This window comes from Klebsiella sp. GL120222-02, from assembly GCF_003097195.1.
In the GTDB taxonomy this organism is placed as follows: domain Bacteria; phylum Pseudomonadota; class Gammaproteobacteria; order Enterobacterales; family Enterobacteriaceae; genus Klebsiella; species Klebsiella variicola.
This window is the reverse complement of record NZ_QEQO01000001.1, coordinates 29,943-56,873: the sequence shown is the minus strand read 5'-3', so window position 1 is coordinate 56,873 and position 26,931 is coordinate 29,943. Positions and strand designations below refer to the sequence as shown.

Genomic DNA, 26,931 nt, shown 5'->3' with positions numbered 1-26,931 from the left:
TAACTGAAAAATGATGGAGGTGAAAAATGCAACTTACCCGCGGCGTCTGGCAAATGAGCCTGGCAATGATAATCTCCGGCTCGATCGGCGCGTTCGTGCTGCTCTCTGGTTTGCCGGTGATGGATGTGGTGTTCTGGCGCTGCCTGATTGGCGCGCTAACCTTACTGGTGTTTATCGTGTTAAGCGGCCAGCCCTTCAGCCGGCTAACGCGTTTCACTCTCGCTCTGGCAGTAATTGGCGGCGCGGCGCTGGTCGTCAACTGGCTGCTGCTGTTTGCCGCCTATTCGCGGATCTCAATCGGTATGGCCACCGTGGTCTATAACACCCAGCCGTTTATGCTGGTACTGATGGGGATGGTGCTGGGGGAACGGGTCAGCGCCGTGAAATGGGGATGGCTACTGCTGGCCTTTGGCGGCGTAGTGATCCTGTTGTCAAGCGAGCTGACGTCTGCGCATGGAGAGGGGCTTACCACCGGCGTTTTGCTGGCGCTGGGCGCGGCATTCTTCTATGCCCTGACCGCCATTATCGCGCGCAAATTGCATCCGCTCCCCGCGCAGCATATCGCCTTTATTCAGGTGCTCGTTGGCGTCGTGATGCTGCTGCCGCTGGTGCATGCCCCCGAATGGACGGCCAGCTTCCCCTGGCGCTATCTGCTGATCCTCGGCATCGTCCATACCGGGATCATGTATCAGCTTTTATATAGCGCGATACAGAAACTGCCGACGCCCATTACCGGTTCGCTCTCCTTTATTTATCCGCTGGTGGCAATGGTGGTCGACTATCTGGTCTTCCACCATGCGTTGACCCCTGTGCAGTTGATTGGCGGGATGCTTATTCTGTTTGCCGCCGCAGGGAATAACCTCGGCTGGGGCGAAAAAAAACCCCGCCGCGGCGGGGTCAGTGAGCAATCGCGGGCCAGTTAGCGACGGGCGCGGACAATCTGGTATTTGCGCGTCAGGTATTCGACCGGCGCGCTCCAGATATGAACCAGACGGGAGAACGGGAACAGCAGGAACAGGGTCATGCCCAGCACCAGATGAACGCGGAAAATAAATGCCACGCCATCCAGATGCTGTGACGCGCCGCCGTGGAACGTCACCACCGACTGCGCCCAGCCAACCAGCTTCATCATTTCACTGCCGTCCATATGCTGGGCTGAGAATGGGATCGTCAGCAGGCCGAGCGCACACTGCACCATCAGCAAGGAGAGGATCAGAATATCCGCTCCGGTGGTGGTGGCGCGAACGCGCGGGCTGAGCAGACGACGCTTGAGCAGCAGTAACCCGCCCGCCAGGGTCATCACGCCGCAGGCGCCGCCGGCGATCATCGCCATCTTCTGCTTGACGTCGATCGGCAGAAAGGACTCATACATCCAGTGCGGGGTCAGCATGCCGAGGAAGTGGCCGGCGAAAATACCCAGGATGCCGATATGGAACAGGTTCGACGCCAGGTTCATCCCCTTACGGTCCAGCATCTGGCTGGAGGCGGCGCGCCAGGTGTACTGGCCATAGTCATAGCGCAGCCAGCTGCCGATCAGAAACACCGAGCCCGCAATGTACGGATAAATGTCAAAGAAGAACATATTCAGGAAGTGCATTATTGCTGTCCTCCGTTAGAGATATTCAGATATTGCGGGGCTACGGCTCCGGCAAAACGACGCTGGTGAGCGGAAATTTCCGACTCGCCGCAGCCCTGGTCGGCAAAGAATTTGACCTGTTCTTCTTCCCAGACCGCGTCCAGCGCCTGCGGCGTATCGTCGCGCGCCTCGTCGGCAATCTTCTCCGCCACCTTCTGGCTGTCGACCTGAGTATTAGCCAGCTTCAGTAACAGCTCGAACAGCACCGCATAGCGACTTTCGCGCTGCTGCAGGCGCGCGCTGAGCAGGCCGAGGATCGGCGCGACGTCCCGCAGGCCGCCGAGCGCTTCCTCTTCCGGCAGTTGCGCCAGATACTCCAGATACAGCGGCAGATGATCCGGCAGCTCATGGCTATCAAGCAGCAGACCGTGGCGCTCATACTGCGCCATCAGATCCACCATCGCCTGCCCGCGATCGCGGGATTCGCCGTGGACATGTTCAAACAGCAGCAGCGAGGTGGCGCGGCCGCGGTCAAACAATTCGCTATAGGCCGACTGGGCGTCCAGCGGATCCTGAGCCACTAAATCGCGCAGGAAAACGCCCAGCGCGTGGGCATCCTCTTTGCTGAGTTTCTCTGATGACGCGAGCGCCTCGAACATCTCCTGCTGATGCTGCCATAAGGCAGCGTCAGGGTATTCGAGCAGACGCGACATAATCACGAGTTCAATCATGCGTGCGGCTCCGTTTTGCTGGTGACGTCGATAGCGTCGATGCGACGGCTGTTGAACAGGTTGAACTGGCTGTCCGAGCCGTGGCAGCCATCGCCAAAGCTGAAGCCGCAGCCGTTTTTCTCCGGAAACGCTTCTCGCGCCTGTTCACGGTGGCTGCTCGGCACCACGAAACGATCTTCGTAGTTAGCGATCGCCAGATAGCGGTACATCTCCTGGGCCTGCGCTTCGCTCAGCCCCACCTCTTCCAGCGCGCGGGTATCGACGACGCCGTCAACGGTTTCCGCACGTTTATAGTGGCGCATCGCCAGCATGCGTTTCAGGGCCAGCAGGACCGGCTGGGTATCGCCCGCGGTCAGCAGGTTCGCCAGGTATTGCACCGGAATACGCAGGCTTTCCACGTCCGGCAGAATACCGTTGCTACCCAATTCGCCAGCGTCCGCAGCCGACTGAATTGGCGACAGAGGCGGCACGTACCAGACCATTGGCAGGGTGCGATATTCCGGGTGCAGCGGCAGGGCCAGCTTCCAGTCCATCGCCATTTTGTAGACCGGCGACTGCTGCGCAGCCTCAATGACCCCCTGCGGTACGCCATCTTTTAACGCCTGTTCAATCACTTTTGGATCGTTTGGATCGAGGAACACATCCAGCTGGCGCTGATACAGATCTTTCTCGTTCTCGGTGCTGGCGGCGTTTTCAATCGCATCTGCGTCATACAGCAGTACGCCAAGGTAGCGGATACGGCCCACGCAGGTTTCGGAGCACACCGTCGGCATTCCGGATTCAATACGCGGGTAGCAGAAGATGCATTTCTCGGATTTCCCGCTCTTCCAGTTGAAATAGATCTTCTTGTACGGACAGCCGGTGATACACATCCGCCAGCCGCGGCACTTGTCCTGGTCGATCAGTACGATGCCGTCTTCTTCACGCTTATAGATAGCGCCGCTCGGGCAGGTCGCGACGCAGGCCGGGTTCAGGCAGTGCTCGCACAAGCGCGGCAGATACATCATGAAGGTGTTTTCGAACTGACCGTACATCGCCTTCTGCATGTTGTCGAAGTTCTGATCTTTGGCGCGTTTTTCGAACTCGCCGCCGAGGATCTCTTCCCAGTTCGGACCGCTGGTGATCTTGTCCATCCGCTGGCCGGTGATCAGCGAGCGCGGGCGGGCGATCGGCTGATGTTTGCTTTCCGGCGCGTTATGCAGATTCTGGTAGTCATAATCAAACGGCTCGTAGTAATCATCGATCCCCGGCAGATGCGGGTTGGCGAAGATTTTACCCAGCAGCATCGCGCGGTTGCCCATGCGCGGCTGCAGTTTACCGTTGATTTTGCGGATCCAGCCGCCCTTCCATTTTTCCTGGTTTTCCCAGTCGTTCGGGAAGCCAACGCCAGGTTTGCTCTCCACGTTGTTGAACCAGGCGTATTCCATCCCTTCCCGGCTGGTCCAGACGTTTTTACAGGTCACCGAACAGGTATGGCAGCCGATGCACTTATCGAGATTCAGCACCATGCCGACTTGTGAACGAATTTTCATTTTACGCTCTCCTGTACCTGGTCGTTGCCTTCGCCGTCTAACCAGTTAATGTTCTTCATCTTACGTACCACTACAAACTCATCGCGGTTGGAGCCGACGGTACCGTAGTAGTTAAAGCCATAGGCCAGGTGGCCGTAGCCGCCGATCATGTGGGTCGGTTTTGGCGTAATACGGGTGACGGAGTTGTGGATCCCCCCGCGCTGACCGGTGATTTCAGATCCCGGCAGGTTCACGATGCGTTCCTGCGCGTGATACATCATGGTCATCCCGGCCGGTACACGCTGGCTCACCACCGCACGCGCCGTCAGGGCGCCGTTGGCGTTAAACACTTCGATCCAGTCGTTATCTTCGATACCCAGATCTTTCGCATCCGCTTCGCTCATCCAGACGATCGGCCCGCCGCGCGACAGGGTCAGCATCAGCAGGTTATCGCTGTAGGTCGAGTGGATACCCCATTTCTGGTGCGGGGTCAGGAAGTTCAGCGCCTTCTCCGGGTTGCCGTTGGACTTCTCGCCCATCACCGCTTTCACCGAACGGGTGTCGATCGGCGGACGATAGACCAGCAGGCTTTCACCAAAGTCGCGCATCCACTGATGATCCTGATACAGCGATTGACGGCCGGACAGCGTCCGCCACGGGATCAGCTCGTGAACGTTGGTATACCCAGCGTTATAGGAGACATGTTCATCTTCCAGGCCAGACCAGGTCGGGCTTGAGATAATCTTCCGCGGCTGCGCCTGAATATCGCGGAAGCGGATCTTCTCGTCTTCTTTGTTCAGCGCCAGGTGCGCGTGCTCGCGACCGGTGATCTCGCTCAGCGCTTTCCACGCCTTCACCGCCACCTGACCGTTGGTCTCCGGCGCCAGGGTGAGGATCATTTCCGCGGCGTCGATGGCCGTTTCCAGCTTCGGCTGGCCTTTCGCCGGGCCTTCCGCCTTGGTGTAGTTGAGCTTACGCAGCAGGTCCATCTCGCTCTGGGTGTTCCAGGCGATGCCTTTTCCGCCGTTGCCGATGGTTTCCAGCAGCGGACCGATCGAGGTGAAACGTTCGTAAGTCGCCGGGTAATCACGCTCAACCGGAATAATATGCGGCGCGGTTTTCCCCGGGATGAGATCGCATTCGCCTTTTTTCCAGTCTTTGACATCCAGCGGCTGCGCCATTTCCGCGGCGGAGTCGTGCTGGATCGGCAGCGTGACGACGTCGGTTTCTTTGCCGAGGTGGCCCACGCAGACTTCAGAGAATTTCTTCGCGATACCTTTATAGATATCCCAGTCGCTCTTCGATTCCCAGGCCGGGTCAACGGCGGCCGACAGCGGGTGAATAAACGGATGCATATCCGAGGTATTCATGTCGTCTTTTTCGTACCAGGTGGCGGTCGGCAGCACGATGTCGGAGTAGAGACAGGTGCTCGACAGACGGAAATCGAGGGTCACCACCAGATCCAGTTTGCCGTCGAGGCCGTTATCCCGCCATTCGACTTCTTCCGGCTTCACGCCGCCCTGCTTGCCGAGGTCTTTGCCCTGAATGCCGTTCTCGGTACCCAGCAGGTACTTGAGCATATACTCATGGCCTTTACCGGAGGAGCCCAGCAGGTTGGAGCGCCAGATAAACAGGTTACGCGGGTGGTTTTTACCATTTTCCGGCTGCTCGGCCGCAAAGCGAATCGAGCCCTCTTTCAACGACTTCACGGTGTAATCCACCGGGGTCATGCCGGCTTTTTTCGCTTCATCAGCGATACGCAGCGGGTTCACCCCTAACTGCGGCGCAGACGGCAGCCAGCCCATGCGCTCTGCGCGCACATTAAAGTCGATCAGGTGGCCGCTGTAACGGGATTTATCCGCCATCGGCGACAGCAGTTCCTGCGCAGTCACGGTTTCATAGCGCCACTGACTGGAGTGGTTATAGAAGTACGAGGTACTGTTCATGTGGCGTGCCGGACGCTGCCAGTCAAGGGCGAATGCCAGCGGCTGCCAGCCGGTCTGCGGACGCAGTTTTTCCTGGCCCACATAGTGCGCCCAACCGCCGCCGCTCTGACCGACGCAGCCGCAGAAGACCAGCATATTGATCAGGCCGCGGTAGTTCATGTCGAGGTGGAACCAGTGGTTGAGGCCCGCCCCGACGATAATCATCGAGCGACCATGGGTCTTATCGGCGTTATCGGCAAATTCGCGTGCAGTGCGGATAATGTGCGCGCGGGAGACGCCGGTGATCTTCTCCGCCCAGGCCGGGGTGTAGGCTTTCATGTCATCGTAGCCGGTGGCGCAGTTTTCATCGTTCAGACCGCGTTCCAGGCCATAGTTGGCCATGGTCAGATCGTAAACGGTGGTCACCAGAGCGATGGAGCCGTCGGCCAACTGCAGGCGTTTGGCCGGCAGTTTGTGCAGCAGAATATTTTCGAGGTCGACTTTGTTGAAGTGCTCAGAACCTTCGCCGCCGAAGTACGGGAAGCCGACGTTCGCCACTTCATCATGGCTGCCCAGCAGGCTCAGACGCAGCTCAATCTCTTCGCCAGTTTTACCGTCGCGCTGTTCGAGGTTCCATTTGCCTTTGTCGCCCCAGCGGAATCCGAGGGAACCGTTCGGTACGGTCATGTCGCCCTTCTCGTCAAAGGCGACGGTTTTCCATTCCGGATTGTTCTCCTGACCAAGGGAATCCACGAGGTCGGAGGCGCGCAGCGTACGGCCAGCGGCATAATAACCGTCGCGCTCCTCGAGCATCACCAGCATCGGCATATCGGTATAGCGGCGCACATAATCGGTGAAGTACTGGCTCGGTTTATCGAGATGGAACTCGCGCAGCATCACATGGCCCATCGCCAGCGCCATCGCGGCATCGGTACCCTGCTTCGGCGCCAGCCACAGATCGCAGAGTTTGGCGATTTCGGCGTAGTCTGGGGTGATCGCCACGGTTTTGGTGCCTTTGTAGCGGACTTCGGTAAAGAAGTGGGCATCCGGGGTACGGGTCTGCGGCACGTTGGAGCCCCAGGCGATAATGTAGCTGGAGTTATACCAGTCCGCCGATTCGGGGACGTCGGTCTGTTCGCCCCAGGTCATCGGCGAAGCTGGCGGCAGGTCGCAGTACCAGTCGTAGAAACTCAGGCAGGTGCCGCCGATCAGCGACAGATAACGGGCGCCGGAGGCGTAGGAAACCATCGACATCGCCGGGATCGGCGAGAAACCGGCCACGCGGTCCGGACCGTAAGTTTTGACGGTATAGACGTTGGAGGCGGCAATCAGCTCATTCACTTCCTGCCAGGAGGAGCGGACAAACCCGCCGCGACCGCGAGCCTGTTTAAAGCTTTTGGCTTTGTCGGCGTCTTCAATAATCGAGGCCCATGCCTCAACCGGATCGCTATGCTGAACTTTCGCTTCCCGCCACATCTTCATCAGACGTTTACGCATCAGCGGGTATTTCAGGCGGTTCGCGCTGTACAAATACCAGGAGTAGCTGGCACCGCGCGGGCAACCGCGTGGTTCGTGGTTCGGCAGGTCCGGACGGGTGCGCGGGTAGTCAGTCTGCTGCGTTTCCCAGGTCACCAGACCGTTTTTCACATAAATCTTCCAGCTGCATGAGCCGGTGCAGTTGACACCGTGAGTGGAACGCACAATTTTGTCATGCTGCCAACGTTGACGGTATCCATCCTCCCAGTCCCGGTTGGTGTTTAGAAGCTGGCCGTGCCCATCGGCAAAGGTTTCACCCTTCTGTTTGAAGTAGCGAAACCGGTCCAGGAATTTACTCATCGGGTTTCTCCTGATATGGAGCCTGACGGCTCTCTGATAAATCGACATTGCTGGATTTGCAGCGAAGGTAACGCTATGAAAGAGGGCGAGAATTGATGGCGATCAATCCGGACTGGCTTGTCAAAGCGGAGGGAAATCGCGATTACCACCAAGGTGGTATGAGATACTATTTTTTAATTTTATGTTTTATAAGCTCTTTTTCCTAAAAAGCCGTCATCATGGAAGGATTTGTTAACAAAGGAGGTATTAAGGGGTAGAGCCGTTTCGCTGGCAAGCCGTCCCTTCCCGGCTCTGGGGCCAATATGAATCAAATCATCCATTAGTATGTTGTAACTAACGAGTAACGTAAAAAAAGGCGCCGCCTTGGGAGCGCGCCTTTTCAAACGTCATGATGAACGCGGCGGATTACTGACGCTTACGGCCGTATACCGCCCAAGTGATGATCACGCAGGCGATATAGAAGATCAGGAAGATTTTCATCGCGCCGGCCGGCGAACCGGTCAGATCCAGCGAGATACCGAACGCTTTCGGGATAAAGAAGCCGCCGATGGCGCCAATGGCGGAGATAAAGCCCAGCGCCGCCGCAGTATCGGTCGCCGCCTCGCGCATCGCCTGCGCTTCGCTGCCGCCCTGGGCCTTCACGCGGTCCATGGTCAGCTTACGGAAAATCACGGAGATCATCTGGAAGGTGGAGGCGCTCCCCAGCCCGGCGGTCAGGAACAGCACCATGAACACCGCGAAGAAGGCGATGAAGTTGCCGCCCTGGCCGTTGGTCGGCAGGGTCAGGAACAGCAGCGCGCAGAAGACAGCCATCACCACGAAGTTGACCAGCGTCACGCGAGTCCCGCCGAGACGATCGGAGATCGCCCCGCCCATCGAACGCGCCAGCGCGCCAATAAAGGGGCCGAAGAAGGCGTAGTGCAGGATCTGCACGTCCGGGAACTGGGTTTTCGACAGCATGGCGAAGCCGGCGGAGAATCCGATGAAGGAGCCGAAGGTGGCCAGATAGAGCAGCGCCATAATCCACAGGTGCAGGCGTTTGAGCACCGGCAGCTGTTCGCTCAGCGAGGCTTTAGAAGCCGACAGGTCGTTCATAAAGAACCACGCCGCCAGGGTGAAAATAATCAGGAAAGGTACCCAGATCCACGCGGCGTTTTCCAGATACAGCATTGAGCCGTCCGGCTGCTCGCTGCCGGTCCCGCCAAAAAAGGCAAACACTGAGACCGACACCACCAGCGGCGCGACCAGCTGCATCACGCTGACGCCCATATTACCAAGGCCGCCATTGACGCCGAGCGCCCCGCCCTGCTTCGCTTTCGGGAAGAAGAAGCTGATGTTAGCCATACTGGAGGCAAAGTTGGCCCCGGCGAAGCCGCACAGCAGCGAGATAATCACGAAGACGCTAAACGGCGTGGAAGTATCCTGGACCGCAAAGCCCAGCCAGACGCACGGAATAATCATGATCCCGGTGCTGAATGCCGTCCAGCGACGGCCGCCGAACAGCGGCACCATGAAAGCGTAAGGCACGCGCAATAAGGCGCCAGACAGCGCCGGCAGCGCGGTCAGCATAAACAGCTGATCGGTCGTAAACTGAAAGCCCACTTTGTTGAGATTAACGGCGACGGCGCTGAACAACATCCATACGCAGAACGCCAGTAACAGACAGGGAACTGAGATCCATAGATTACGGCTCGCCACACGGTGACCGCGCTGTTGCCAGAATTCAGGATCTTCAGGGCGCCAGTCGGTAATGACCGAGCGGTTAGCCTTCTCCGGGAGGGAAGATTGACTCATAGATACCTCTGATTATTCATATTTCCTGCCGCTACCTTAGGGGTTGCCCGGGGCGGTAAGTTGATATAAATCAAAGGAAAAGCGCGCACTAATTTGTGCAAAAATAAACCATGCTCCGAAGTGAGTAGAGAAAGGTGAGGAAAAAAGTGTGGTTTTTCACGCGGCTGCCGGGTTGCGTATAACCCCACCCCCAATAGCGCCTACCACCGACAATTAAGGAGTAACTCTTTAGGGGTATGGGTATACTCCAGGGGATAGCCGAGAATAAGCGCCACTCCCGGAGAGATCACCGGTCAGGAGCCACGCATTCCATGTTAAAACGTCTTTTTACTCCGCTGACGCTGGTCAATCAACTGGCGTTAATCGTGCTGCTCGCCACCATTATTGGCGTCGCCGGCATGGCGATCTCCGCGCGTCTGGTGAACGGCGTCCAGGGCAGCGCCCACGCGATTAACAAGGCCGGTTCATTGCGTATGCAAAGCTACCGGCTGCTGGCGGCGATCCCGCTGAATGAAAACGATCAAAAGCTGGTGGCGGACATGACCGCCACCGTCTTCAGCCCCGAGCTGCAAAATTCCGCCCGCCGCGACGGCCAGGAACAACAGTTAAAAGCGCTGCAGCAATACTGGCAGCAGGCGCTGGCCCCCGGCATGCAGCGTGCGATTAACCAGGCGGAAGTGGCCCAGGATGTCGCCGACTTTGTCGATCGTATCGACCAGCTGGTCACCGCATTCGACCACACCACCGAGCAGCGTATCGAGCGGGTAGTCTGGATCCATCGCATTCTCGCCATTGGTATGGCGCTGCTGCTGATTTTTACCATCATCTGGTTACGCGCCCGCCTGCTGCGGCCGTGGAAACAGCTGCTGGGCATGGCGCGGGCGGTCAGCCAGCGCGATTTCACCCAGCGGGCGCACATCAGCGGGCGTAACGAAATGGCGACCCTCGGCATGGCGCTGAATAACATGTCGGAAGAGCTGGCGGAAAGCTACGCGGTGCTCGAGCGGCGGGTGCAGGAGAAGACCGCCGGGCTGGAACAGAAGAACGAGATCCTTGCTTTCTTATGGCAGGCCAATCGCCGGCTGCATGCCAGCGCCCCGCTCTGCGAGCGGATTTCACCGGTACTGAATGGCCTGCAGGGGCTGACGCTGCTGCGCGATATCGAGGTACGGGTTTACGACCTGGAAGACGAAGATAATCACCAGGAGTTTACCTGCCACTCGGATGATGAGTGTGATGATAAAGGCTGCTACCTCTGTCCACGCAATCTGCCGCCGCTGCCGGATGGCGGAACAACGCTGAAGTGGCGGCTATCGGATGCGCATAATCAGTACGGCATTCTGCTGGCGACGCTGCCGGTTGGCCGCCATCTCAGCCACGACCAGCAGCAGCTGGTGGACACTCTGGTGGAACAACTGACCAGTACCCTGGCGCTGGACCGCCATCAGGAGAAACAGCAGCAGTTGATCGTCATGGAAGAGCGGGCCACTATCGCCCGCGAGCTGCACGACTCCATCGCCCAGTCGCTGTCCTGTATGAAGATGCAGGTCAGCTGTCTGCAGATGCAGGGCGACGCCTTACCGGCGGAGAGCCGCCAGCTGCTGGGGCAGATACGCAACGAGCTGAATACCTCCTGGGCCCAGCTGCGCGAGCTGTTAACCACCTTCCGCCTGCAGCTGACCGAGCCGGGACTGCGCCCGGCGCTGGAGGCCAGCTGTCAGGAGTACAGCGCCCACTTCGGCTTTACGGTACAGCTTGATTATCAGCTTCCGCCGCGCTTTGTACCGTCGCATCAGGCCATTCACCTGCTGCAGATCGCCCGCGAAGCGTTAAGCAACGCCCTGAAGCATGCCAGCGCGACGGAAGTGACCGTGACGGTGTCACAACGCGATAATCAGGTCCGTCTGGTGGTGGCGGATAACGGCCGCGGCGTGCCCGATCACGCCGAGCGGAGTAACCATTACGGTTTAATTATTATGCGGGATCGCGCCCAGAGCTTGCGCGGTGACTGTCAGGTACGACGCCGGGAAACCGGCGGAACCGAAGTGATCGTCACGTTTATCCCGGAAAAAACGTTTTCCATCCAATAAGGAGACCCCCATGAGTCAACAGGAACGGGCAACCATCCTTCTCATTGACGACCATCCGATGCTGCGCACCGGCGTGAAACAGTTGATCAGCATGGCGCCGGACATCCAGGTGATTGGCGAGGCCAGCAATGGCGCGCAAGGTATCGAGCTGGCGGAATCGCTGGATCCGGACCTGATCCTGCTCGACCTCAATATGCCGGGCATGAATGGCCTGGAAACGCTGGACAAACTGCGTGAGAAATCCCTTTCTGGCCGGGTGGTGGTCTTTAGCGTCTCCAACCATGAAGAGGACGTTGTCACCGCCCTGAAGCGCGGCGCCGATGGCTATCTGCTGAAAGATATGGAGCCGGAAGATCTGCTGAAAGCGCTGCAGCAGGCCGCCGCCGGAGAGATGGTATTAAGCGAAGCGTTAACCCCGGTGCTGGCCGCCAGCCTGCGCGCCAACCGCGCCACCTCCGATCGCGACATCAGCCAGTTGACCCCGCGCGAGCGCGACATCCTCAAGCTGATCGCCCAGGGACTACCGAACAAAATGATCGCCCGTCGCCTGGATATCACCGAAAGCACCGTCAAAGTACACGTGAAGCACATGCTGAAGAAAATGAAGCTCAAATCCCGGGTGGAAGCCGCGGTATGGGTCCACCAGGAGCGAATTTTCTAAGGCGAGTCCGTCCAGGAGACGCCAGGCGTGGTGAACTTGACCAGCGGCTCGGTCAGCGCCAGAGCGATCTCATTGGAGGAGACGCGCTGCCCCTGTTTATCCTCCACCACCACCGACAGGCGCCAGCGGTTCGCGGCGCCCGGTTCACTGTTCCACACCGGCATGATCACGCTCCAGCCATCCGCGCTGCTGGCATCCACCGGCGGCGTCAGGCTGAGGGCCTGGGTGTCACCCTGCCAGTGCAGCGCCTTGATGCCATGCAGACTATGGATCTGCAGCTTCAACTGCACCGTCTCCCCGGACTGCAGATCCCAGGGCGGCGTGGCCAGATAGACCGTCAGATTTTTGCGCTGACGATACTCCACCACCGGCAGATTATCCCGCTCCGGACTATCGAAGCGGCTCCCGCGCAGCGAATTGCTGATCGCTACCTCGTCTGCGGCCAGCTGCTGCTTAAGGGGGACGCCAAAGCGATAGTTTAGCTTCAGGCCCACATTGTTCTGGCTGACACCATTTTCCCCCTGCTTATGCTTAGCGGTAACGGTGACCAGCGGGACCGGGGTGTAATTGAGCCCAACGGAGACGGCTACCGGGTTATGGTAGCCGGTACCGGTGTGAAAAAGATCGACGCTATCGCCGAAGTACTGTTCGACGCTGACGCTGGTATTAATGTGCTGGTAGAACGGTAGCTGCGCCTGGGCGGTGACGTCATACCCTGCGGCCATCCGCTGCTCCTGAGTCTGATTATCGCGCAGTTGCCAGTCGCCCAGCGGATGGTAATAGTTTGCCGACAGGCGAAGATATTCTCCCCACGCCTCCGCGCCGACGCTGCCGCGCGCCAGGCTTTCGCTCAACACTTTGTCGTAAAACGAGTTATAGCCCAGCAGCCAGCCACCGACCCGCCAGCGCTGACCAAGCCCGATGTTGCCCACCAGATCGTTCTCGCGCCGGGTCACCGAATACTGGTTCCACGTCAGGTAACGGTCGTTATCCTGCAACGGCACGAACCAGCTCCCTTTACTGCCGGTGAATTTGCCCTCTTTATCGACCAGCAGGTCGACATTGGCGTTGCCCCACGGCGAGAGCCAGCTCTCCAGCTGATGGCTCACTTCATTGCCGATTTTACTGATGGCGAACAGCTGCGCCTGCTCGCCCGCCGTCAGGCCGTTATCGCTCATGCTGGCCTCGCCAAACTTCTTCGCCACCTCAGCAAAGTGCCGGGCGTCGTCATCGACCTGGGGAGCAATCCCCATATCGGGCAGCGGATCTTGCGCTGGCGCGGGGCGAGTGGTGTCGCTGGCGGTCAGCGCCCAGACGGGAACGCCCGGCAGCAGCAGGAGAAAGGTCAACGTTGGCAACAAACGGAAGGACACAGGCATCAACAGATTTTGAGCAGGCTCACAAAAATGGGAAGAAATGTTAGTTTATCGTTTTTTCCCTGCTCCCGCAGCCCTGTGGGCAATTCCAGGAATATACTGAAACCGGTTGGGCAAGGTGTCGCCCAACCGGAGCCGTCGCTGCGCGCCACCGTTACGCCTGGGTTCGGGTTCGTTGCGCCGCCAGCAGCGCGTTGAGTTCCGGCACGCAGGAGCCGCAGTTGGTCCCGCATTTCAGCTTTCCACCCAGCGCCCCGACGCTGGCGCAGCCGCTGGCGATAGCCTCGTTAATTGACCGTTCCCCCACGCCAAAGCAGCTACAGACGATCCGCCCCCGCGGGGCGACGGCGGCGCTCGGTCGGCCGCTAAGCAACGCATGTCGCTGGACGGCATCGGACGGCGGCGCGGCAAAGGCGGCGCTTATCCATACACTATCCACCGCCGGCTCGCGCGCATCGCTCCACCATCCGAGCATCAGACTCCCCTGATGCCAGGCCAGCAGGTTCCATACCGCGCCGCCGTCAGCCACCTGTAGCTGCCAGCCGCGCCGGGCGCACCACGCGCTGATCCACTGTCGGGCAGACGCCTCCCCGGCCAGCGAATAGTGCAGCACGCCAGGCGCTGCCCGCCGCCGCCAGTGCCAGGCCGCTGGAAACGGCAGCGGTTCGCGACAAAGCAGCTCGCTGTGCCAGGCCGGTTGCCAGGCGGCGATGGCCACCGCCGCCTGTTTACTTTCCGGCTGGCCGGAATACGGGTCGGTGACGGCGGCCAGCAGGTTATTCACCCGCCCCTGACGGGCAAACTGATTGTTCCAGTGCATCGGAACAAACAGCGAGCCGGGGCGCTGCCCTTCACTGATCGTCACTTTCGCCACCATCACCCCATGCCGCGACCAGATCCGCGCCAGCCCGTCGGCGGGAAGCTGGTAGCGAACGGCATCCTGCGGCGCCACCTCCACCACCGGCTCCGCGATGTGCTGCATCAGCCGCGGCACCGTGCCGGTACGGGTCATGGTGTGCCACTGATCGCGGATCCGCCCGCTGTTGAGGATCAGCGGATAAAAGACATCGGTTGTCGCCCGGGTCGGTTGAGGCGTCACCGGCACCATCCGCAGCCTGCCATCGCCATGCCAGCCGCGCGCGATATCCCAGGCGGCCTCGCTGCGGCTGACCGGCCAGCGCACCGGCGCCATGGCGTCCCACGCCTCACGGCTGAGATCCGCCAGCGCGCCGATATCAAACGCCCGCTGACCGTCGTTTTCGAAACCGGACAGCGCCGCATGCTCGCGGAAGACGTCATGCGGATGCTGCCAGGCAAACGCCTCGCGATACCCCAGCGCCTGCCCCACTCTGGCGATGATCCACCAGTCCGCTTTCGCCTCCCCCGGCGGCGGCAGGAAGCTGCGCTGACGGGAGATCCGCCGCTCCGAGTTGGTGACCGTGCCATTCTTCTCGCCCCAGGCCAGCGCCGGAAAGCGGATGTGGGCGAAATGTCCGGTATCGGTCTGGGCGGCGACATCCGAGACGATCACCAGCGGACAGGCGGCCAGCGCCTGGCTCACCGCGTGGCTGTCAGGGAGCGACACCACCGGGTTGGTGCCCATGATCCACACCGCTTTGACCTCGCCGCGGCCAATGGCGGCAAACAGCTCCACGGCGGTCAGCCCTGGGGTCTGCGCCAGCCGTTCCGTCCCCCAGAAGCGGGCCAGCCGCTGCAGATCGTCTGGCACAAAATCCATGTGCGCGGCCAGCATCGTCGCCAGCCCGCCGACTTCGCGGCCGCCCATGGCGTTGGGTTGACCGGTCAGCGAAAAGGGGCCGCAGCCGGGGCGGCCATACTTCCCGCTGGCCAGATGGACGTTGATGATGGCGTTACATTTGTCGCTGCCGCTGGCGGATTGATTGATTCCCATGGTGTAGAGGGTGATCGCCCGCCGGGCGGCGATAAACTCGCGATAGAAGGCCGCCACCTCATCGACAGTCAGGCCGCAAAAATCCGCTACCTTCGCCACGTCCCAGCCTCTCGCCTCGGCCAGCGCCTGTGAGCCATCGCGAAAGCCGTCGATGCAGGCTCCGGCCTGCGCCACGGCGTTAAGCAGCCCCACGAACAGCCCACCGTCGCTCCCCGGGGCCAGCGCCAGATGGCGGTCGGCGATCTCGCAGGTGGCGGTGCGCCGGGGGTCGATCACCACGATCCGCAGTCGGGGATTATCCCGCTTCGCCTGCGCCAGCCGCTGGAACAGCACCGGGTGCGCCCAGGCGGCGTTCGAGCCGACCAGCACCACCAGATCGCTGTTTTCCACATCCTCATAGCTACAGGGCACCACATCGGCGCCAAAGGCCCGTTTGTAGCCGGTCACCGCCGACGACATGCACAGCCGCGAATTGGTGTCGATGTTCGCCGCGCCGATAAATCCCTTCATCAGCTTGTTGGCGGCATAGTAATCCTCGGTTAACAGCTGGCCAGAGGCGTAGAAGGCCACCGCCTGCGGGCCGTGCTGGTCGATAACCTGTTGCAGACGCGCAGCGGTCTCCGCCAGCGCCTGCGGCCAGGCTACCTGCTGGCCGTCGACCTCCGGCGCCAGCAGCCGCCCCGCCAGGCCCGTGGTCTCCCCGAGGGCCGCCCCTTTGACGCACAGGCGGCCGAGGTTGGCCGGGTGCTGATCGTCGCCGCGCACGCTCACCTGCCCCGCGTCGTCCACGCTCGCCAGCACCCCGCAGCCTACGCCGCAGTAGGGGCAGGTCGTTCGGATGGTCTGCATCAGGAGGCCTCCGCTCGGGCCAGCAGCTGCTGGCTGCCCACCCACACTTTGCCGTTTTCCACTTTCACCGGCCAGGCGCGTACCGCCTGTTCACTGCCGTCGCACGGCCAGCCGTCACGCAGGCGGATCCGCTGTTTGTACAGCGGGGAGATCACCACCGGCTCGCCGCCGACGTCCCCTAACAGCCCGCGTGACAGCACGTTGGCCGCGCTGCCCGGCTCGCGGTTGTCCAGGGCGTAGACCCGATCGCCAAAGCGGAACAGGGCAATCTGCCGCTCCCCTAAGCGGGCGCCGATCCCCGCCTGCGCCGGGATGGCGTCAAGGTCGCATACCGCCTGCCACGGCCGGGATGGGAGTTCGCCCTCGGGCAACGTCTCAGTCTGTAACAGCTGCGGCTGACCACGCAGCTCGTGGCGCTGCACCGCCTCGTCCGGCTGGTCGCTGTTCACGAAGGAGCGGAACAGCGCCAGACGCTGCGGATCGTTGAGGGTGGTCTGCCACTCGCACTGGTAGCTGTCGACGATCCGGGCCATCTCCTGCTCCAGCTCCTCGCCAATGCCGAGACTATCCTCCAGCACCACCTGCCGCAGATAGGCGACGCCGCCCTCCAGGTTATCCATCCAGGTGCTGGTCCGCTGCAGGCGATCGGCGGTACGGATATAGAACATCAGCAGACGATCGATGCTGCGGATCAGCGTCGCTTCGTCGAGATCGCTGGCAAACAGGTCGGCGTGACGCGGTTTCATCCCGCCGTTGCCGCAGACGTACAGATTCCAGCCTTTATCGGTGGCAATCACTCCGATATCTTTCCCCTGGGCTTCGGCGCATTCGCGGGTGCAGCCGGAGACCGCCATCTTGATTTTGTGCGGGGCGCGCAGCCCTTTATAGCGATGCTCGAGCCGCACGGCGAGCCCGGTGGAGTCCTGCACGCCGTAGCGACACCAGGTTGAGCCGACGCAGGATTTCACCGTGCGCAGCGACTTGCCGTAGGCGTGGCCGGTTTCAAACCCGGCGTCGGCCAGCTCGCGCCAGATAGCCGGCAGCTGTTCCAGCCGCGCGCCAAACAGATCGATACGCTGGCCGCCGGTCACTTTGCTGTAGAGCTGGTAACGTTTGGCGATCTGCCCGATAGCGATCAGCCCGTCCGGCGTCACTTCCCCCGCCGCCATCCGCGGCACCACCGAATAGGTTCCGTCCTTCTGAATGTTGGCGAAATAGCGGTCGTTGGTATCCTGCAGCGGCAGGTGCGCCGGCTTCAGCAGGTACTCGTTCCAGCAGGAAGCCAGCACCGAGGCCACCAGCGGTTTGCAGACATCACAGCCGTGCCCCTGGCCGTAGCGGCTAATCAGCTGCTCGAAGGTATGGATATGATTGACCCGTACCAGGTGGTAGATCTCCTGGCGCGACCACGGGAAATGCTCGCAGACGTCTTTTTTCACTTCGACGCCCTGCTCCGCCAGCTGGTACTCCATCACCTGTTTCACCAGCGCGCTGCAGCCGCCGCAGCCGGTGGCCGCTCTGGTGCAGCTTTTTATCGCCGCCATATCCCCCGCCCCATTGTTCACCGCCTGGCAGATATCGCCTTTGCTGACATTATGGCAGGAGCAGATCGGCGCGCTATCGGGCAGCGCCGCGACGCCGAGCGCCTTCGGCGCGGCGCCCTCCAGCGCGGGCAGGATCAGGCTCTCCGGACGCGGCGGCAGCGCCATGCCGTTCAGCATCATCTGCAGCAGCGTGGCATAGTCGCTGGCCTCCCCCACCAGCACGCCGCCAAGCAGGGTTTTGCCGTCCTGACTGACGACGATTTTTTTGTACACCTGCTGCGGACCATCGGTCCATTGATAGCTCTGGCAGCCCGGCGTGCGCCCCTGCGCATCGCCAAATGAGGCGACGTCCACCCCCAGCAGCTTCAGTTTGGTACTCATGTCGGCGCCGCTAAAGCAGGCGTCTTCTCCCGCGAGGGTGGCCGCGGCGATACGCGCCATCTGATAGCCCGGCGCCACCAGACCGTAAATTTTATTGTCCCACAGGGCGCATTCGCCTATCGCCAGCACGTCCGGGTCAGAGGTGCGGCACTGGCCGTCGATGTGAATGCCCCCGCGTTCGCCCACCTGCAGCATGCAACCGCGGGCCAGCGCGTCCTGCGGACGGATCCCCGCCGAGAAGACCACCATGTCGGTCCGCAGCGCGCCGCCGTCGGCAAAGTTCAGCCGCAGGCCGTCGGCCTCGCGCACGATGGCGGTGGTCGCTTTGCTGGTATGCACCCCCACGCCGAGGGCGACGATCTTCTCCCGCAGCATCGCCGCCCCGCCGTTATCCAGCTGGACGGCCATCAGGTTCGGGGCAAACTCCACTACGTGCGTGTCCAGCCCCAGCTGTTTCAGGGCGTTAGCCGCCTCCAGCCCGAGCAGGCCGCCGCCGATAACCACTCCGGTCTTCGCCGCGGCGGCATGGGCGGCGATACGGTCGAGATCGTCAAGAGTGCGGTAGACAAAGCACCCGTCGAGATCGTTGCCAGGGATCGGCGGAACAAAGGGATAGGAGCCGGTCGCCAGCACCAGTTTATCCCAGTGGGTTTCATGTCCCTCGGCGTCTCGCACCAGCCGCGCGTCGCGGTCGATCGTCGCCACCGCCTCGCCGAGGCGGAGTTCGATGCCGTGCTGGTGAAAGAAATCATCGGCCACCAGCGACAGCGATTGAGCGCTGCGCCCGGCGAAATATTCGGAGAGATGGACCCGGTCGTAGGCGGCGTAACGCTCTTCGCCAAACACCACGATTCGATATTGCTGATGCAGGTTGCGGCTCACGCATTGTTCGAGAAAATGGTGGCCGACCATGCCATGTCCCACCAGCACTAATACAGGTTTCGTCATCGTCATTATTCCTGCAGCCTGCGGCTGCGTTGAAGAGGGGTCAAAAAGCCAGTCCGCGGTGGCGGGCTCGTCGCTTTCCAGGCGCGCGGTGAGCGCGGCGGCGGCGGTGCAGTCGCCCATCAGCAGCACGCCGCGCAGGCGGCCGTCGCGCAGCAGCAGGCGACGGTAGTGGCGATCGATGGGGTCCCAGCTGGTATAGATGTCATCCTGTTCGCCGGCCTGCTGCTCCCCGACGCTAAAGAGTTCAATGCCGGTAACCTTCAGGCGGGTCCCGGCGTCCTGCCAGACAAAGCCCTCACCGGGGGCGCCGCACAGGCGATCCGCCAGTACCTCGGCCTGGCGCAGGCAGGGAGCCACCAGCCCCCAGGTCTGGCCGTCAATTTCGCAACATTCCCCGACGGCGCTGATCCCCGGCAGCGAGGCGGCCATCTGGCGGTCAACCACGATCCCCCGCTGACACAGCACGCCGCTCTGCGCCGCCAGACGGCTGTTAGGCTGCACGCCGGCGGCCAGCACCACTCTGGCAGCACGGAAAGCGCGCCCGTCCGCCAGCCGCACGCCATCCTCTTCGATGGCGGCGATCCGGCATTCCAGCACACAGCGGATGCCGCGCGCTTCAAGCTGCTGCCTGAGCTCATCGGCGGCAAAAGCGTCGGTCAGCGGCGCCATTAATCCGTTGCCGCGATGCAGAAGAGTGACCTCCCCGCCGTGGCGACGCAGCGCCGCCGCTGCTTCCACACCGAGTACTCCGCCGCCAATCACCACCGCCGGCCCGGGTATCGCCAGAATACGTTCCACGTCCGCCAGGGTGCGGAAGGGGATAACCTGCGGACGATCACTGCCCGGCAGCGGCGGGATAAAGGGCCGCGAACCGGTGGCGAACACCAGCTCGTCCCACGGCAGCCAGGTTTCCGCGATGCGCAGCCGCCGTTGCTCAACATCGACTTCATCGACCGCCTCGCCGGACCGCAGGCACACCCCGTGCCGGGTGTACCACTCCGCCGGCAGCAATGGGAGCTGCGCCGCCGTTTTTTCGCCAGCCAGCAGCGGCGAGAGCTGAATGCGGTTATAGGCCGGGTGCGGCTCGTCGCCGACGACAGTAATGGCAAACCGCGCGGGGTCGCGCTCAACCAGTCGCTGCACCAGTCGGGTGGCCGCCATGCCGTTACCGATCACCACCAGTCGCCGCGTCATGACCGCCTCCTTACGCCGCTTTCGGCTGTTTTTCATACAAAAAATGCAGGATCTGCTGGCGCAGATGGTGATACCGGCTGTCGTCCGCCAGCTGAACGCGGTGACGCGGACGCGGCAGATCGACCGCGAGGATCTCACCGACCGTCGCCGCCGGACCGTTGGTCATCATCAGCACCCGATCCGAGAGCAGCACCGCTTCATCAACGTCGTGGGTGATCATGACGATGGTGGTATTAAGCTCCTGCTGGATATGCATCACCGTGTCCTGAAGGTGAGCGCGGGTCAGCGCATCCAGGGCGCCGAAGGGCTCATCAAGCAACAGCACCTTCGGCTTCATCGCCAGCGCCCGGGCGATACCTACCCGCTGCTTCATGCCGCCGGAGATCTCCCCGGGCCGTTTGTGCAGCGCATGCCCCATCTGCACGCGCGCCAGGTTGTGTTCGATCCACTCCCGGCGCTCACTCTTGCTCATGGTGCGACGGAACACCTGATCCACCGCCAGCGCCACATTATCGAAACAGCTCAGCCACGGCAGTAGCGAGTGGTTCTGGAAAACCACCGCCCGCTCCGGCCCGGGCCCGGCGATTTCCCGGTTATCGCACAGCAGTCCGCCCTCGGTGGGCGTCGTGATCCCGGCGATCAGATTCAGCAGGGTCGATTTTCCGCAGCCCGAGTGGCCGATCAGACTGATGGTCTCCCCTTCGACGATATCGAAGGAGACATTCTGCAGCGCCAGGAACTCGCCGCTGGCAGTGTTAAAGCGCTGGCTGACGGCCTGTACCTGAATTAATGGTTTCATGTTGGCTCCTTATTTGTCCTGCCAGCTAAAGCGGCGGGCGAGCAGCATCAGACCCTGCTCCAGCAGCAGGCCGACGACGCCGATAATGACGATGGCGATGATGATGTTTTCCACATTGAGGTTGTTCCACTCGTTCCAGATCCAGAAGCCGATCCCCAGCCCGCCGGTGAGCATTTCCGCCGCCACGATCACCAGCCAGGCAATGCCGATGGAGAGACGCACGCCGGTGAGCACCGCCGGCAGCACCGCCGGAAAGAGAATTTTGCGCATCACCGTCCACTCTGAGAGCTGGAGGACGCGGGCGACGTTGAGATAGTCCTGCGGGATCCGCCGCACGCCTTCCGCGGTGTTGATCACCATCGGCCAGATGGAGCAGATAAAAATGGTCCAGCTGGAGGCCGGCTCCGCCTTCTGGAACAGCAGCAGGCCAATCGGCAGCCAGGCCAGCGGGCTGACCGGGCGCAGCAGGGCAATCAGCGGATTAAACATGCGGGCGAAGAACAGCGAACGGCCGATCAAAAACCCCAGCGGAATGCCCGCCAGCGCCGCCAGGCCGAAGCCCACCGCCACGCGCTGCAGGGAGGCCAGCACGTTCCAGCCGATGCCCATGTCATTGGGCCCGTCCTGATAGAACGGATCGGCAAACAGCGTCAGCGCCGAGTCCAGCGTGCTCAGCGGCGTGGGAAAACCTTTGCTGTGCATCGCCGCCAGCTGCCAGGCCAGCAGCAGCACCCCCAACCCCAACAGCGGGGGCAGCAGGCGCTGAATGAGCTCACGCAGCCAGCGCGTGACGGTTGGCGTGGTGCGCCGGACCTGCACCGGCGGCAGGATAATCACTTCGCCAGGCGCGTTCTCCACGCTGACGACCGGTTGCTTACGTTGTGCCTGCTTCATCTCATGCCCCCTTACGTTGAATGGCAAAATGGCGGGCGTAGCCTTCCGGGTCAGACCCGTTCCAGACCGTACCGTCCATCAGTGTGCTGTTACGCATCGTGGCTGCCGGGGCGCTGATCCCGCCGACCGCCTGGGCGGCAGCCTGCCAGACGTCGATGCGGTTAATGCGCGACGCCACCGCGAGGTAATCCGGAGCCTGCTTCAGCAACCCCCAGCGGCGGAACTGGGTGAGGAACCACATTCCGTCCGACAGCCAGGGGAAACTCACCTCGCCCCCGGCCCAGAAGCGCATCGGATGGGCATCCTGCCAGCGGCGGCCGAGACCGTTGTCATACTCCCCAAGCATCCGGCCGGTGAGGTACTGTTCCTTGGTATTGAGCCAGCCGCGTCTGGCGAGCAGGCGGGCCGTCTCCTGAGTGTTCTCCGGCGAGGCGGCGATCCAGCGCTGCGCCTCCATCAGGGCCGCCACCAGCGCGCGGGCGGTGTTCGGGTTACGTTCCACCCAGTCGCGACGGGTGCCCAGCACCTTTTCCGGATGCTCGGGCCAGATATCCTGGGAAGTGGCCGCGGTGAAGCCAATGCGGTCGTTAATGGCGCGCGCGTTCCACGGCTCGCCGACGCAAAAGCCGCTCATATTGCCGATGCGCATGTTCATCACCATCTGCGGCGGCGGCACCACGACGGTGCGCACATCGTTAAAGGGATCGATGCCGGCGCTCGCCAGCCAGTAGTAGAGCCACATGGCATGGGTGCCGGTGGGAAAGGTATGGGCGAAGGTGTAGCTGCCCGGCGCGCTGCGGTCGATCAGCCGTTTCAGCCCGCCGAGGTCGGTTACCCCTTTCTCCTGCAATTCACCGGAGAGGGTGATGGCCTGACCATTGCGGTTGAGGGTCATCAGATTAGCCATCGCCTGCGGCTTGCTGGCGATCCCCAGTTCAAGACCGTACAGCAGGCCGTAGAGAATATGCGCCGCGTCCAGCTCGCCGGCCACCAGCTTGTCGCGCACCGCCGCCCAGCTGGCTTCCTTACTCGCCACCAGGGTGATGCCATACTTTTTGTCAAACCCCTTCGCCGCGGCGATAGCCAGCGGCGCGCAATCGGTCAGCGGAATAAATCCGACCCGCACGCGGGTTTGCTCCGGTTTGTCCGATCCGCCGGCCCATGCGGCCTGCATCACCCCCGGCAGCAGCATCGCGCCACCCAGCGCGGCCCCTGCCTGCAGCAAGCGCCGCCGGGAAATTGAAAACTTGTCGCTCATATCCGCTCCACCACGCGCAAAAAAAAAGCGTCCGACAGTGCATACGCACTGCAGGACGCCTTTATCCACGGACACCCGAACCGCCATTGGTTCGTTGTCCGGACTTTTATTCACTCAATAAGTAATGCAAACGGGATGCCAGCTTTGGCAATGGCGCACTGGCAGGCTTTTTCCCAACGTTGGCCGGTTTTTCACGTAAAAGTGCACCGCCGACAGGCAGAGAATGCCCATCGATTGTGCATCTACTCCTTTGGTGTTAGCGGCCAAATCGCCTTCACCATCAGCAGCGCGCGGGCTATCTCAACCATGCGCTGATTTTTGTCCATGGCCATCTTGCGCAGCGTCTGCCAGGCCTGCTCCTCCTGCATTCCCTGGTGCGTCATCAGCAGGCTTTTCGCTTTTTCGATCAGCTTGCGTTCTTCGAGCGCGTCTTTCAGCGAGGCCAGCTGGCTGGAGAGCTGCTGCAGCTCATAGGCCTGCTGGCGCACCAGCGGCAGCAGCTGTTTATCCAGATGCGGCGTCAGGGTATCGACTTCCTCGCCGGCCAGCCAGCCAGGCGCGTCGTCCACTAACAGCGCGTCGGTGGCGTTCAGCAGATCGTCGATCAATTGCTCTTCCACTTCGCGCAGGTGTTCAAGCCGCTGGGTTTGCAGGCCAAACCAGCGCAGCGCCGTTTCCCCGCCGTCGGCGGCCGGCTGGCGGGTACAGGCGATCCGCCGCAGTTGCTCAATGTCCAGGCCGGCCTGGCATTGGGTGATAAACAGCTGGACGGTCGCCGGGCTGCCCAGCGCCTGAAAGCTGTCGAAGCAGGGCTGCTGACCGTCAATACGGTCCACCAGCTGCTGGCGCAGGCTGTCGCTGAACTCGCCGCGGGTAAAGCCCAGAGCGCCCAGCGCGCGCTCCTGACCCACCAGCTCTTTACCCTGCATAAAGCTGTACAGCGCGACCATGCGGCCGGCCACCGGCGGATCGTCAATGCTGTCATTGAGCTGCGGGACGATATTCAGCAGATGGCGGATGACACGGCTGAATTGCTCCGTCGCGGCTTCCGCGGCAATCTGCCGGCGGGCGATCTGCTCACGCAGCGCCGGAAGCTGCAGCAGATCGCCAACCGCCCTGGCAATGCGCCAGCACAGCGCGCTGCCGGCGACCGTACGTGCCCGTTCGAGGCTGGCATAGAACAGCGCTAACCGCTCATCAACCAGCGCCCCGCCCGCCCGACACTCCGCCGCATACAGTTGGCCGCCCGAGCAAAGAAAAATATTCGATGCCCCGCGCTCACACTGCAGCATATGCACCAGCGCGCTGAGCTGGCTGGCCAGTTCTCCCAGTTGGCTAAGCTGCTGAAGCTGTTGTTTTTGCAGGCGACGCGCCAGCTGCAGCCAGGCCGTCTCATCGTGCGCGTGACCAGTCGTATTATTCATACCCCTCCTCCGGGTTAACGCTTTATACTGCGGTAAAGCAATAACCGTGCCTTTAAGAAGGAGTTTGTATGCAACGTATTGTGATTATCGCCAACGGCGCCGCCTATGGCAGCGAATCCCTGTTCAACAGCCTGCGCCTGGCCATTGCCCTGCGCGAGCAACAGTCCGACCTCGATCTCAGGCTGTTTCTGATGTCCGACGCCGTCACCGCCGGGCTGCGCGGGCAGAAGCCGGCGGAAGGATACAATGTGCAGCAGATGCTGGAGATCCTCACCGCCCAGCAGGTGCCGGTGAAGTTGTGCAAAACCTGCGCGGACGGCCGCGGCGTCAGCGCGCTACCGCTGATTGACGGCGTGGAGGTCGGTACTCTGGTTGAGCTGGCCCAGTGGACGCTGGCGGCAGATAAAGTGCTGACCTTCTGAAGGTAGGCCGTCGAACGGGATGAAATGTCACGTATTGGCGCTTGAAGAGACAAAAAAAACGTTAGCTGAATGCTTTCAGGAAGAACGTCATTTTTGTTTAATCTTTATCCCTTTTTTTGATCAAAATCAGCATCCCGGCCCGCGCCGTTTGGTGTGATGCACAGAGCAAAGTGTGAACAATATCACGCGAGGACTGGGTGGGCAGGATGCTGTAGCGGGACAGAAACGGGGTACAAAAATGGCGATGGTTAAAGCAAGTTTGACGTTATTTGGTGGTGACACACTGGTGGTGCGGTGTTCAGAGCGCTGCCATATTCATCTAATGAGCGCGAAGGTCCCGGGCGATAGCCATGCGGATATTCTGAGCGTGCAGGATCGGGATAGCGCCTATCTGACGGTGCCCTACAGCGGCACCTGGAACGTGCTTATCGACAGTCACAGCCAGTCACTGGAGCACTCCATCAGCTACGTTCCGGCCTGACAGTTACTATCAGAACACACGCCCGGCCGTGCCGGGCGTGAGATTCATGACAAACCTCATGCAATCATTGTACTTGCAGATTGCACCAGAAAAATAACAAGGAAAATCAATTTATTGATTTTCGGCTGATAACCACCAGTAAGGAAAAACCACGCTTTTTCCTTACTGGTCAGCAATCGGACGCCCGGCCATGCCGGGCGTTTTTCTTTTGCGCGCGCTCAGGCCAGGCCCGGCGTCGGACTCTCGCCCAACAGCGCGCGTACGCTGGCCACCAGGTCATCGAGACTGGCGTCGTGCATCCCCAGCTTGCTTAGCGCCTGCTCGAGCGAAAACAGATACTGGGCGTTGGTGCCGAGCGGCCCGCTGGCCCGGGCGATCAGCGGGGCGATAACCTGGGCGCTGGTATCCGGTTCAAACAGTGGATGGCGCGGATCCATAATAAACACCAGGGCATTCACCGTCCGTCCGTCGTCCAGCTCCAGCTTGCACCAGGTGGGCAGATAGCAGCCGGTGATCATCTCCCGCTTCCACAGCAGGGTCAGTTCTTCTTCCAGCGTGTCGTCAGGCAAACGATAGGCGACGCCGGTGGTTCGGCCGCCCTCTTTGAGAGCCAGCATGCGGCCCGGCTGGCAGGCGCTACCGCGCCCGGCGGTCAACCGCAGGCAAAACGCACGATGCCAGCCCGGCAGCGTACCGGTGCAGGACTCGCGATAATTGAGCGCCGGGTTCCAGATAAGCGAACCGTAGCCAAAGATCCATACTGAGCCATCATCCGGGCGGCAGGCCAGCGTCGCCGCCAGCGAGGCTGCACGTTGTTCTGCCGACCAGAGTAGCGATTCCTCAATAGCGCCAAACGCTGTCTTACAATCCGCATTCATTAAGAAATCACGAGTTAACACTGTTTACTACCTCCGCCACTGCCCGCTTCCCGGCGTTCGTCTCATGCATCCGTCAATATTGCTGAAATATTATCCAGCTTTATCCTTCAATAAGCAATCAGCGGGGCGCTGGCAAGCATAAAAGCGGCGTCAGCAATTATTTTTTCTTATGCCACTTATCATCATCGCCTTTCTCGTAACTGTTCTTCACCGCCGCCCAGGCGACTTTGTGCGCCGTCTCTTCGCGGCTGGCGTCATCGCGCCGCTCATCTTTATCTTTATATTGATCCCAGGCGCTGTTAAACGCTTCTTTATAAATTTCCTGCGCATGAGCAGGCAGAACATGCTGAACGCTGTCGGGGAGTTCTTGTTTATTGCGATAGGGCATACTGACCTCCTGTTTGAGCATTAAATTTAAGTCTGGTACGCAAGCGGCTGGCTATCAAG

General features: G+C 61.1%; 19 protein-coding genes. 5 read left to right on the top strand and 14 right to left on the bottom strand.

What is annotated here, in order from left to right; genetic code table 11:
* Window positions 1–26: 26 nt before the first annotated feature.
* Window positions 27–923 carry a DMT family transporter gene (locus N438_RS00245; RefSeq protein ID WP_012541354.1) on the top strand — a complete coding sequence of 299 codons (897 nt, stop codon included), beginning with the start codon at window positions 27–29 and terminating at the stop codon, window positions 921–923.
* Here the strand turns inward: N438_RS00245 and narI are convergent.
* From narI to N438_RS00220, 5 genes are all read right to left on the bottom strand, one after another.
* On the bottom strand, window positions 920–1,597 hold the full coding sequence (gene narI / locus N438_RS00240) for a respiratory nitrate reductase subunit gamma (protein ID WP_116696007.1): 678 nt from the start codon (window positions 1,595–1,597) through the stop codon (window positions 920–922). The genes N438_RS00245 and narI overlap by 4 nt on opposite strands.
* On the bottom strand, window positions 1,597–2,307 hold the full coding sequence (gene narJ / locus N438_RS00235; RefSeq protein ID WP_008804404.1) for a nitrate reductase molybdenum cofactor assembly chaperone: 711 nt from the start codon (window positions 2,305–2,307) through the stop codon (window positions 1,597–1,599). Before narJ ends, narI begins: the two co-directional genes overlap by 1 nt.
* On the bottom strand, window positions 2,304–3,839 hold the full coding sequence (narH, locus tag N438_RS00230; protein WP_002910193.1) for a nitrate reductase subunit beta: 1,536 nt from the start codon (window positions 3,837–3,839) through the stop codon (window positions 2,304–2,306). The genes narJ and narH overlap by 4 nt, the downstream gene beginning before the upstream one ends.
* A complete protein-coding gene (locus N438_RS00225; RefSeq protein ID WP_032733223.1) occupies window positions 3,836–7,579 on the bottom strand; it encodes a nitrate reductase subunit alpha in 3,744 nt (1,247 codons plus the stop codon). Before N438_RS00225 ends, narH begins: the two co-directional genes overlap by 4 nt.
* A 405-nt stretch (window positions 7,580–7,984) precedes the next feature.
* Entirely contained in the window at window positions 7,985–9,373 is a 1,389-nt protein-coding gene (locus N438_RS00220; protein WP_032733224.1) for a NarK family nitrate/nitrite MFS transporter, read from the bottom strand.
* A 311-nt stretch (window positions 9,374–9,684) separates the two neighbouring features.
* Here N438_RS00220 and narX point away from each other — a divergent pair, with 311 nt between their 5' ends.
* Both narX and narL read left to right on the top strand, forming a co-directional pair.
* Entirely contained in the window at window positions 9,685–11,463 is a 1,779-nt protein-coding gene (narX, locus tag N438_RS00215) for a nitrate/nitrite two-component system sensor histidine kinase NarX (protein ID WP_032733225.1), read from the top strand.
* 10 nt (window positions 11,464–11,473) lie between these two features.
* Window positions 11,474–12,124 carry a two-component system response regulator NarL gene (gene narL, locus N438_RS00210; protein ID WP_002910198.1) on the top strand — a complete coding sequence of 217 codons (651 nt, stop codon included), beginning with the start codon at window positions 11,474–11,476 and terminating at the stop codon, window positions 12,122–12,124.
* Here the strand turns inward: narL and N438_RS00205 are convergent.
* The 7 genes from N438_RS00205 to nasR all read right to left on the bottom strand — a co-directional run bounded on the left by N438_RS00205 (window position 12,121) and on the right by nasR (window position 24,703).
* Window positions 12,121–13,503 carry a YchO/YchP family invasin gene (locus N438_RS00205; RefSeq protein WP_012967816.1) on the bottom strand — a complete coding sequence of 461 codons (1,383 nt, stop codon included), beginning with the start codon at window positions 13,501–13,503 and terminating at the stop codon, window positions 12,121–12,123. The genes narL and N438_RS00205 overlap by 4 nt on opposite strands.
* A gap of 151 nt (window positions 13,504–13,654) precedes the next feature.
* Window positions 13,655–16,261 (bottom strand): nitrate reductase, encoded by a 2,607-nt coding sequence (locus N438_RS00200; RefSeq protein WP_110242343.1) that lies wholly within the window; start codon window positions 16,259–16,261, stop codon window positions 13,655–13,657.
* Entirely contained in the window at window positions 16,261–20,328 is a 4,068-nt protein-coding gene (nirB, locus tag N438_RS00195) for a nitrite reductase large subunit NirB (RefSeq protein WP_116696006.1), read from the bottom strand. The genes N438_RS00200 and nirB overlap by 1 nt, the downstream gene beginning before the upstream one ends.
* 10 nt (window positions 20,329–20,338) lie before the next feature.
* On the bottom strand, window positions 20,339–21,127 hold the full coding sequence (locus N438_RS00190) for an ABC transporter ATP-binding protein (RefSeq protein WP_004145418.1): 789 nt from the start codon (window positions 21,125–21,127) through the stop codon (window positions 20,339–20,341).
* 9 nt (window positions 21,128–21,136) lie between these two features.
* Window positions 21,137–22,021, bottom strand: coding sequence for a nitrate ABC transporter permease (gene ntrB / locus N438_RS00185; RefSeq protein WP_008804396.1), 885 nt, complete (start codon window positions 22,019–22,021; stop codon window positions 21,137–21,139).
* 1 nt (window position 22,022) lies between these two features.
* Window positions 22,023–23,279 carry a CmpA/NrtA family ABC transporter substrate-binding protein gene (locus tag N438_RS00180; protein ID WP_032731017.1) on the bottom strand — a complete coding sequence of 419 codons (1,257 nt, stop codon included), beginning with the start codon at window positions 23,277–23,279 and terminating at the stop codon, window positions 22,023–22,025.
* A gap of 242 nt (window positions 23,280–23,521) precedes the next feature.
* A complete protein-coding gene (gene nasR / locus N438_RS00175; RefSeq protein WP_008804394.1) occupies window positions 23,522–24,703 on the bottom strand; it encodes a nitrate regulatory protein NasR in 1,182 nt (393 codons plus the stop codon).
* Window positions 24,704–24,771: 68 nt separating this feature from the next.
* Between nasR and N438_RS00170 the strand changes: the two genes are divergently transcribed.
* Both N438_RS00170 and N438_RS00165 read left to right on the top strand, forming a co-directional pair.
* Window positions 24,772–25,125 carry a DsrE/DsrF/TusD sulfur relay family protein gene (locus tag N438_RS00170; protein WP_008804393.1) on the top strand — a complete coding sequence of 118 codons (354 nt, stop codon included), beginning with the start codon at window positions 24,772–24,774 and terminating at the stop codon, window positions 25,123–25,125.
* A gap of 238 nt (window positions 25,126–25,363) precedes the next feature.
* Window positions 25,364–25,606, top strand: coding sequence for a DUF1883 domain-containing protein (locus N438_RS00165; protein WP_002910387.1), 243 nt, complete (start codon window positions 25,364–25,366; stop codon window positions 25,604–25,606).
* Between the two features lie 218 nt (window positions 25,607–25,824).
* Here N438_RS00165 and N438_RS00160 read toward each other — a convergent pair whose 3' ends face one another.
* Both N438_RS00160 and chaB read right to left on the bottom strand, forming a co-directional pair.
* Window positions 25,825–26,505 carry a gamma-glutamylcyclotransferase gene (locus N438_RS00160; RefSeq protein WP_004203203.1) on the bottom strand — a complete coding sequence of 227 codons (681 nt, stop codon included), beginning with the start codon at window positions 26,503–26,505 and terminating at the stop codon, window positions 25,825–25,827.
* A gap of 136 nt (window positions 26,506–26,641) precedes the next feature.
* A complete protein-coding gene (gene chaB / locus N438_RS00155; RefSeq protein WP_008804392.1) occupies window positions 26,642–26,872 on the bottom strand; it encodes a putative cation transport regulator ChaB in 231 nt (76 codons plus the stop codon).
* Window positions 26,873–26,931 lie beyond the last annotated feature (59 nt).

Coding starts and splice junctions, on each gene's coding strand:
- nirB (WP_116696006.1), bottom strand. CDS start 20,328: ATGACGCGGCGACTGGTGGTGATCGGTAACGGCATGGCGGCCACCCGA.
- nasR (WP_008804394.1), bottom strand. CDS start 24,703: ATGAATAATACGACTGGTCACGCGCACGATGAGACGGCCTGGCTGCAG.
- N438_RS00225 (WP_032733223.1), bottom strand. CDS start 7,579: ATGAGTAAATTCCTGGACCGGTTTCGCTACTTCAAACAGAAGGGTGAA.
- N438_RS00180 (WP_032731017.1), bottom strand. CDS start 23,279: ATGAGCGACAAGTTTTCAATTTCCCGGCGGCGCTTGCTGCAGGCAGGG.
- N438_RS00205 (WP_012967816.1), bottom strand. CDS start 13,503: ATGCCTGTGTCCTTCCGTTTGTTGCCAACGTTGACCTTTCTCCTGCTG.
- N438_RS00200 (WP_110242343.1), bottom strand. CDS start 16,261: ATGCAGACCATCCGAACGACCTGCCCCTACTGCGGCGTAGGCTGCGGG.
- N438_RS00190 (WP_004145418.1), bottom strand. CDS start 21,127: ATGAAACCATTAATTCAGGTACAGGCCGTCAGCCAGCGCTTTAACACT.
- ntrB (WP_008804396.1), bottom strand. CDS start 22,021: ATGAAGCAGGCACAACGTAAGCAACCGGTCGTCAGCGTGGAGAACGCG.
- chaB (WP_008804392.1), bottom strand. CDS start 26,872: ATGCCCTATCGCAATAAACAAGAACTCCCCGACAGCGTTCAGCATGTT.
- narH (WP_002910193.1), bottom strand. CDS start 3,839: ATGAAAATTCGTTCACAAGTCGGCATGGTGCTGAATCTCGATAAGTGC.
- N438_RS00165 (WP_002910387.1), top strand. CDS start 25,364: ATGGCGATGGTTAAAGCAAGTTTGACGTTATTTGGTGGTGACACACTG.
- narI (WP_116696007.1), bottom strand. CDS start 1,597: ATGCACTTCCTGAATATGTTCTTCTTTGACATTTATCCGTACATTGCG.
- narJ (WP_008804404.1), bottom strand. CDS start 2,307: ATGATTGAACTCGTGATTATGTCGCGTCTGCTCGAATACCCTGACGCT.
- N438_RS00220 (WP_032733224.1), bottom strand. CDS start 9,373: ATGAGTCAATCTTCCCTCCCGGAGAAGGCTAACCGCTCGGTCATTACC.
- N438_RS00245 (WP_012541354.1), top strand. CDS start 27: ATGCAACTTACCCGCGGCGTCTGGCAAATGAGCCTGGCAATGATAATC.
- N438_RS00170 (WP_008804393.1), top strand. CDS start 24,772: ATGCAACGTATTGTGATTATCGCCAACGGCGCCGCCTATGGCAGCGAA.
- narX (WP_032733225.1), top strand. CDS start 9,685: ATGTTAAAACGTCTTTTTACTCCGCTGACGCTGGTCAATCAACTGGCG.
- narL (WP_002910198.1), top strand. CDS start 11,474: ATGAGTCAACAGGAACGGGCAACCATCCTTCTCATTGACGACCATCCG.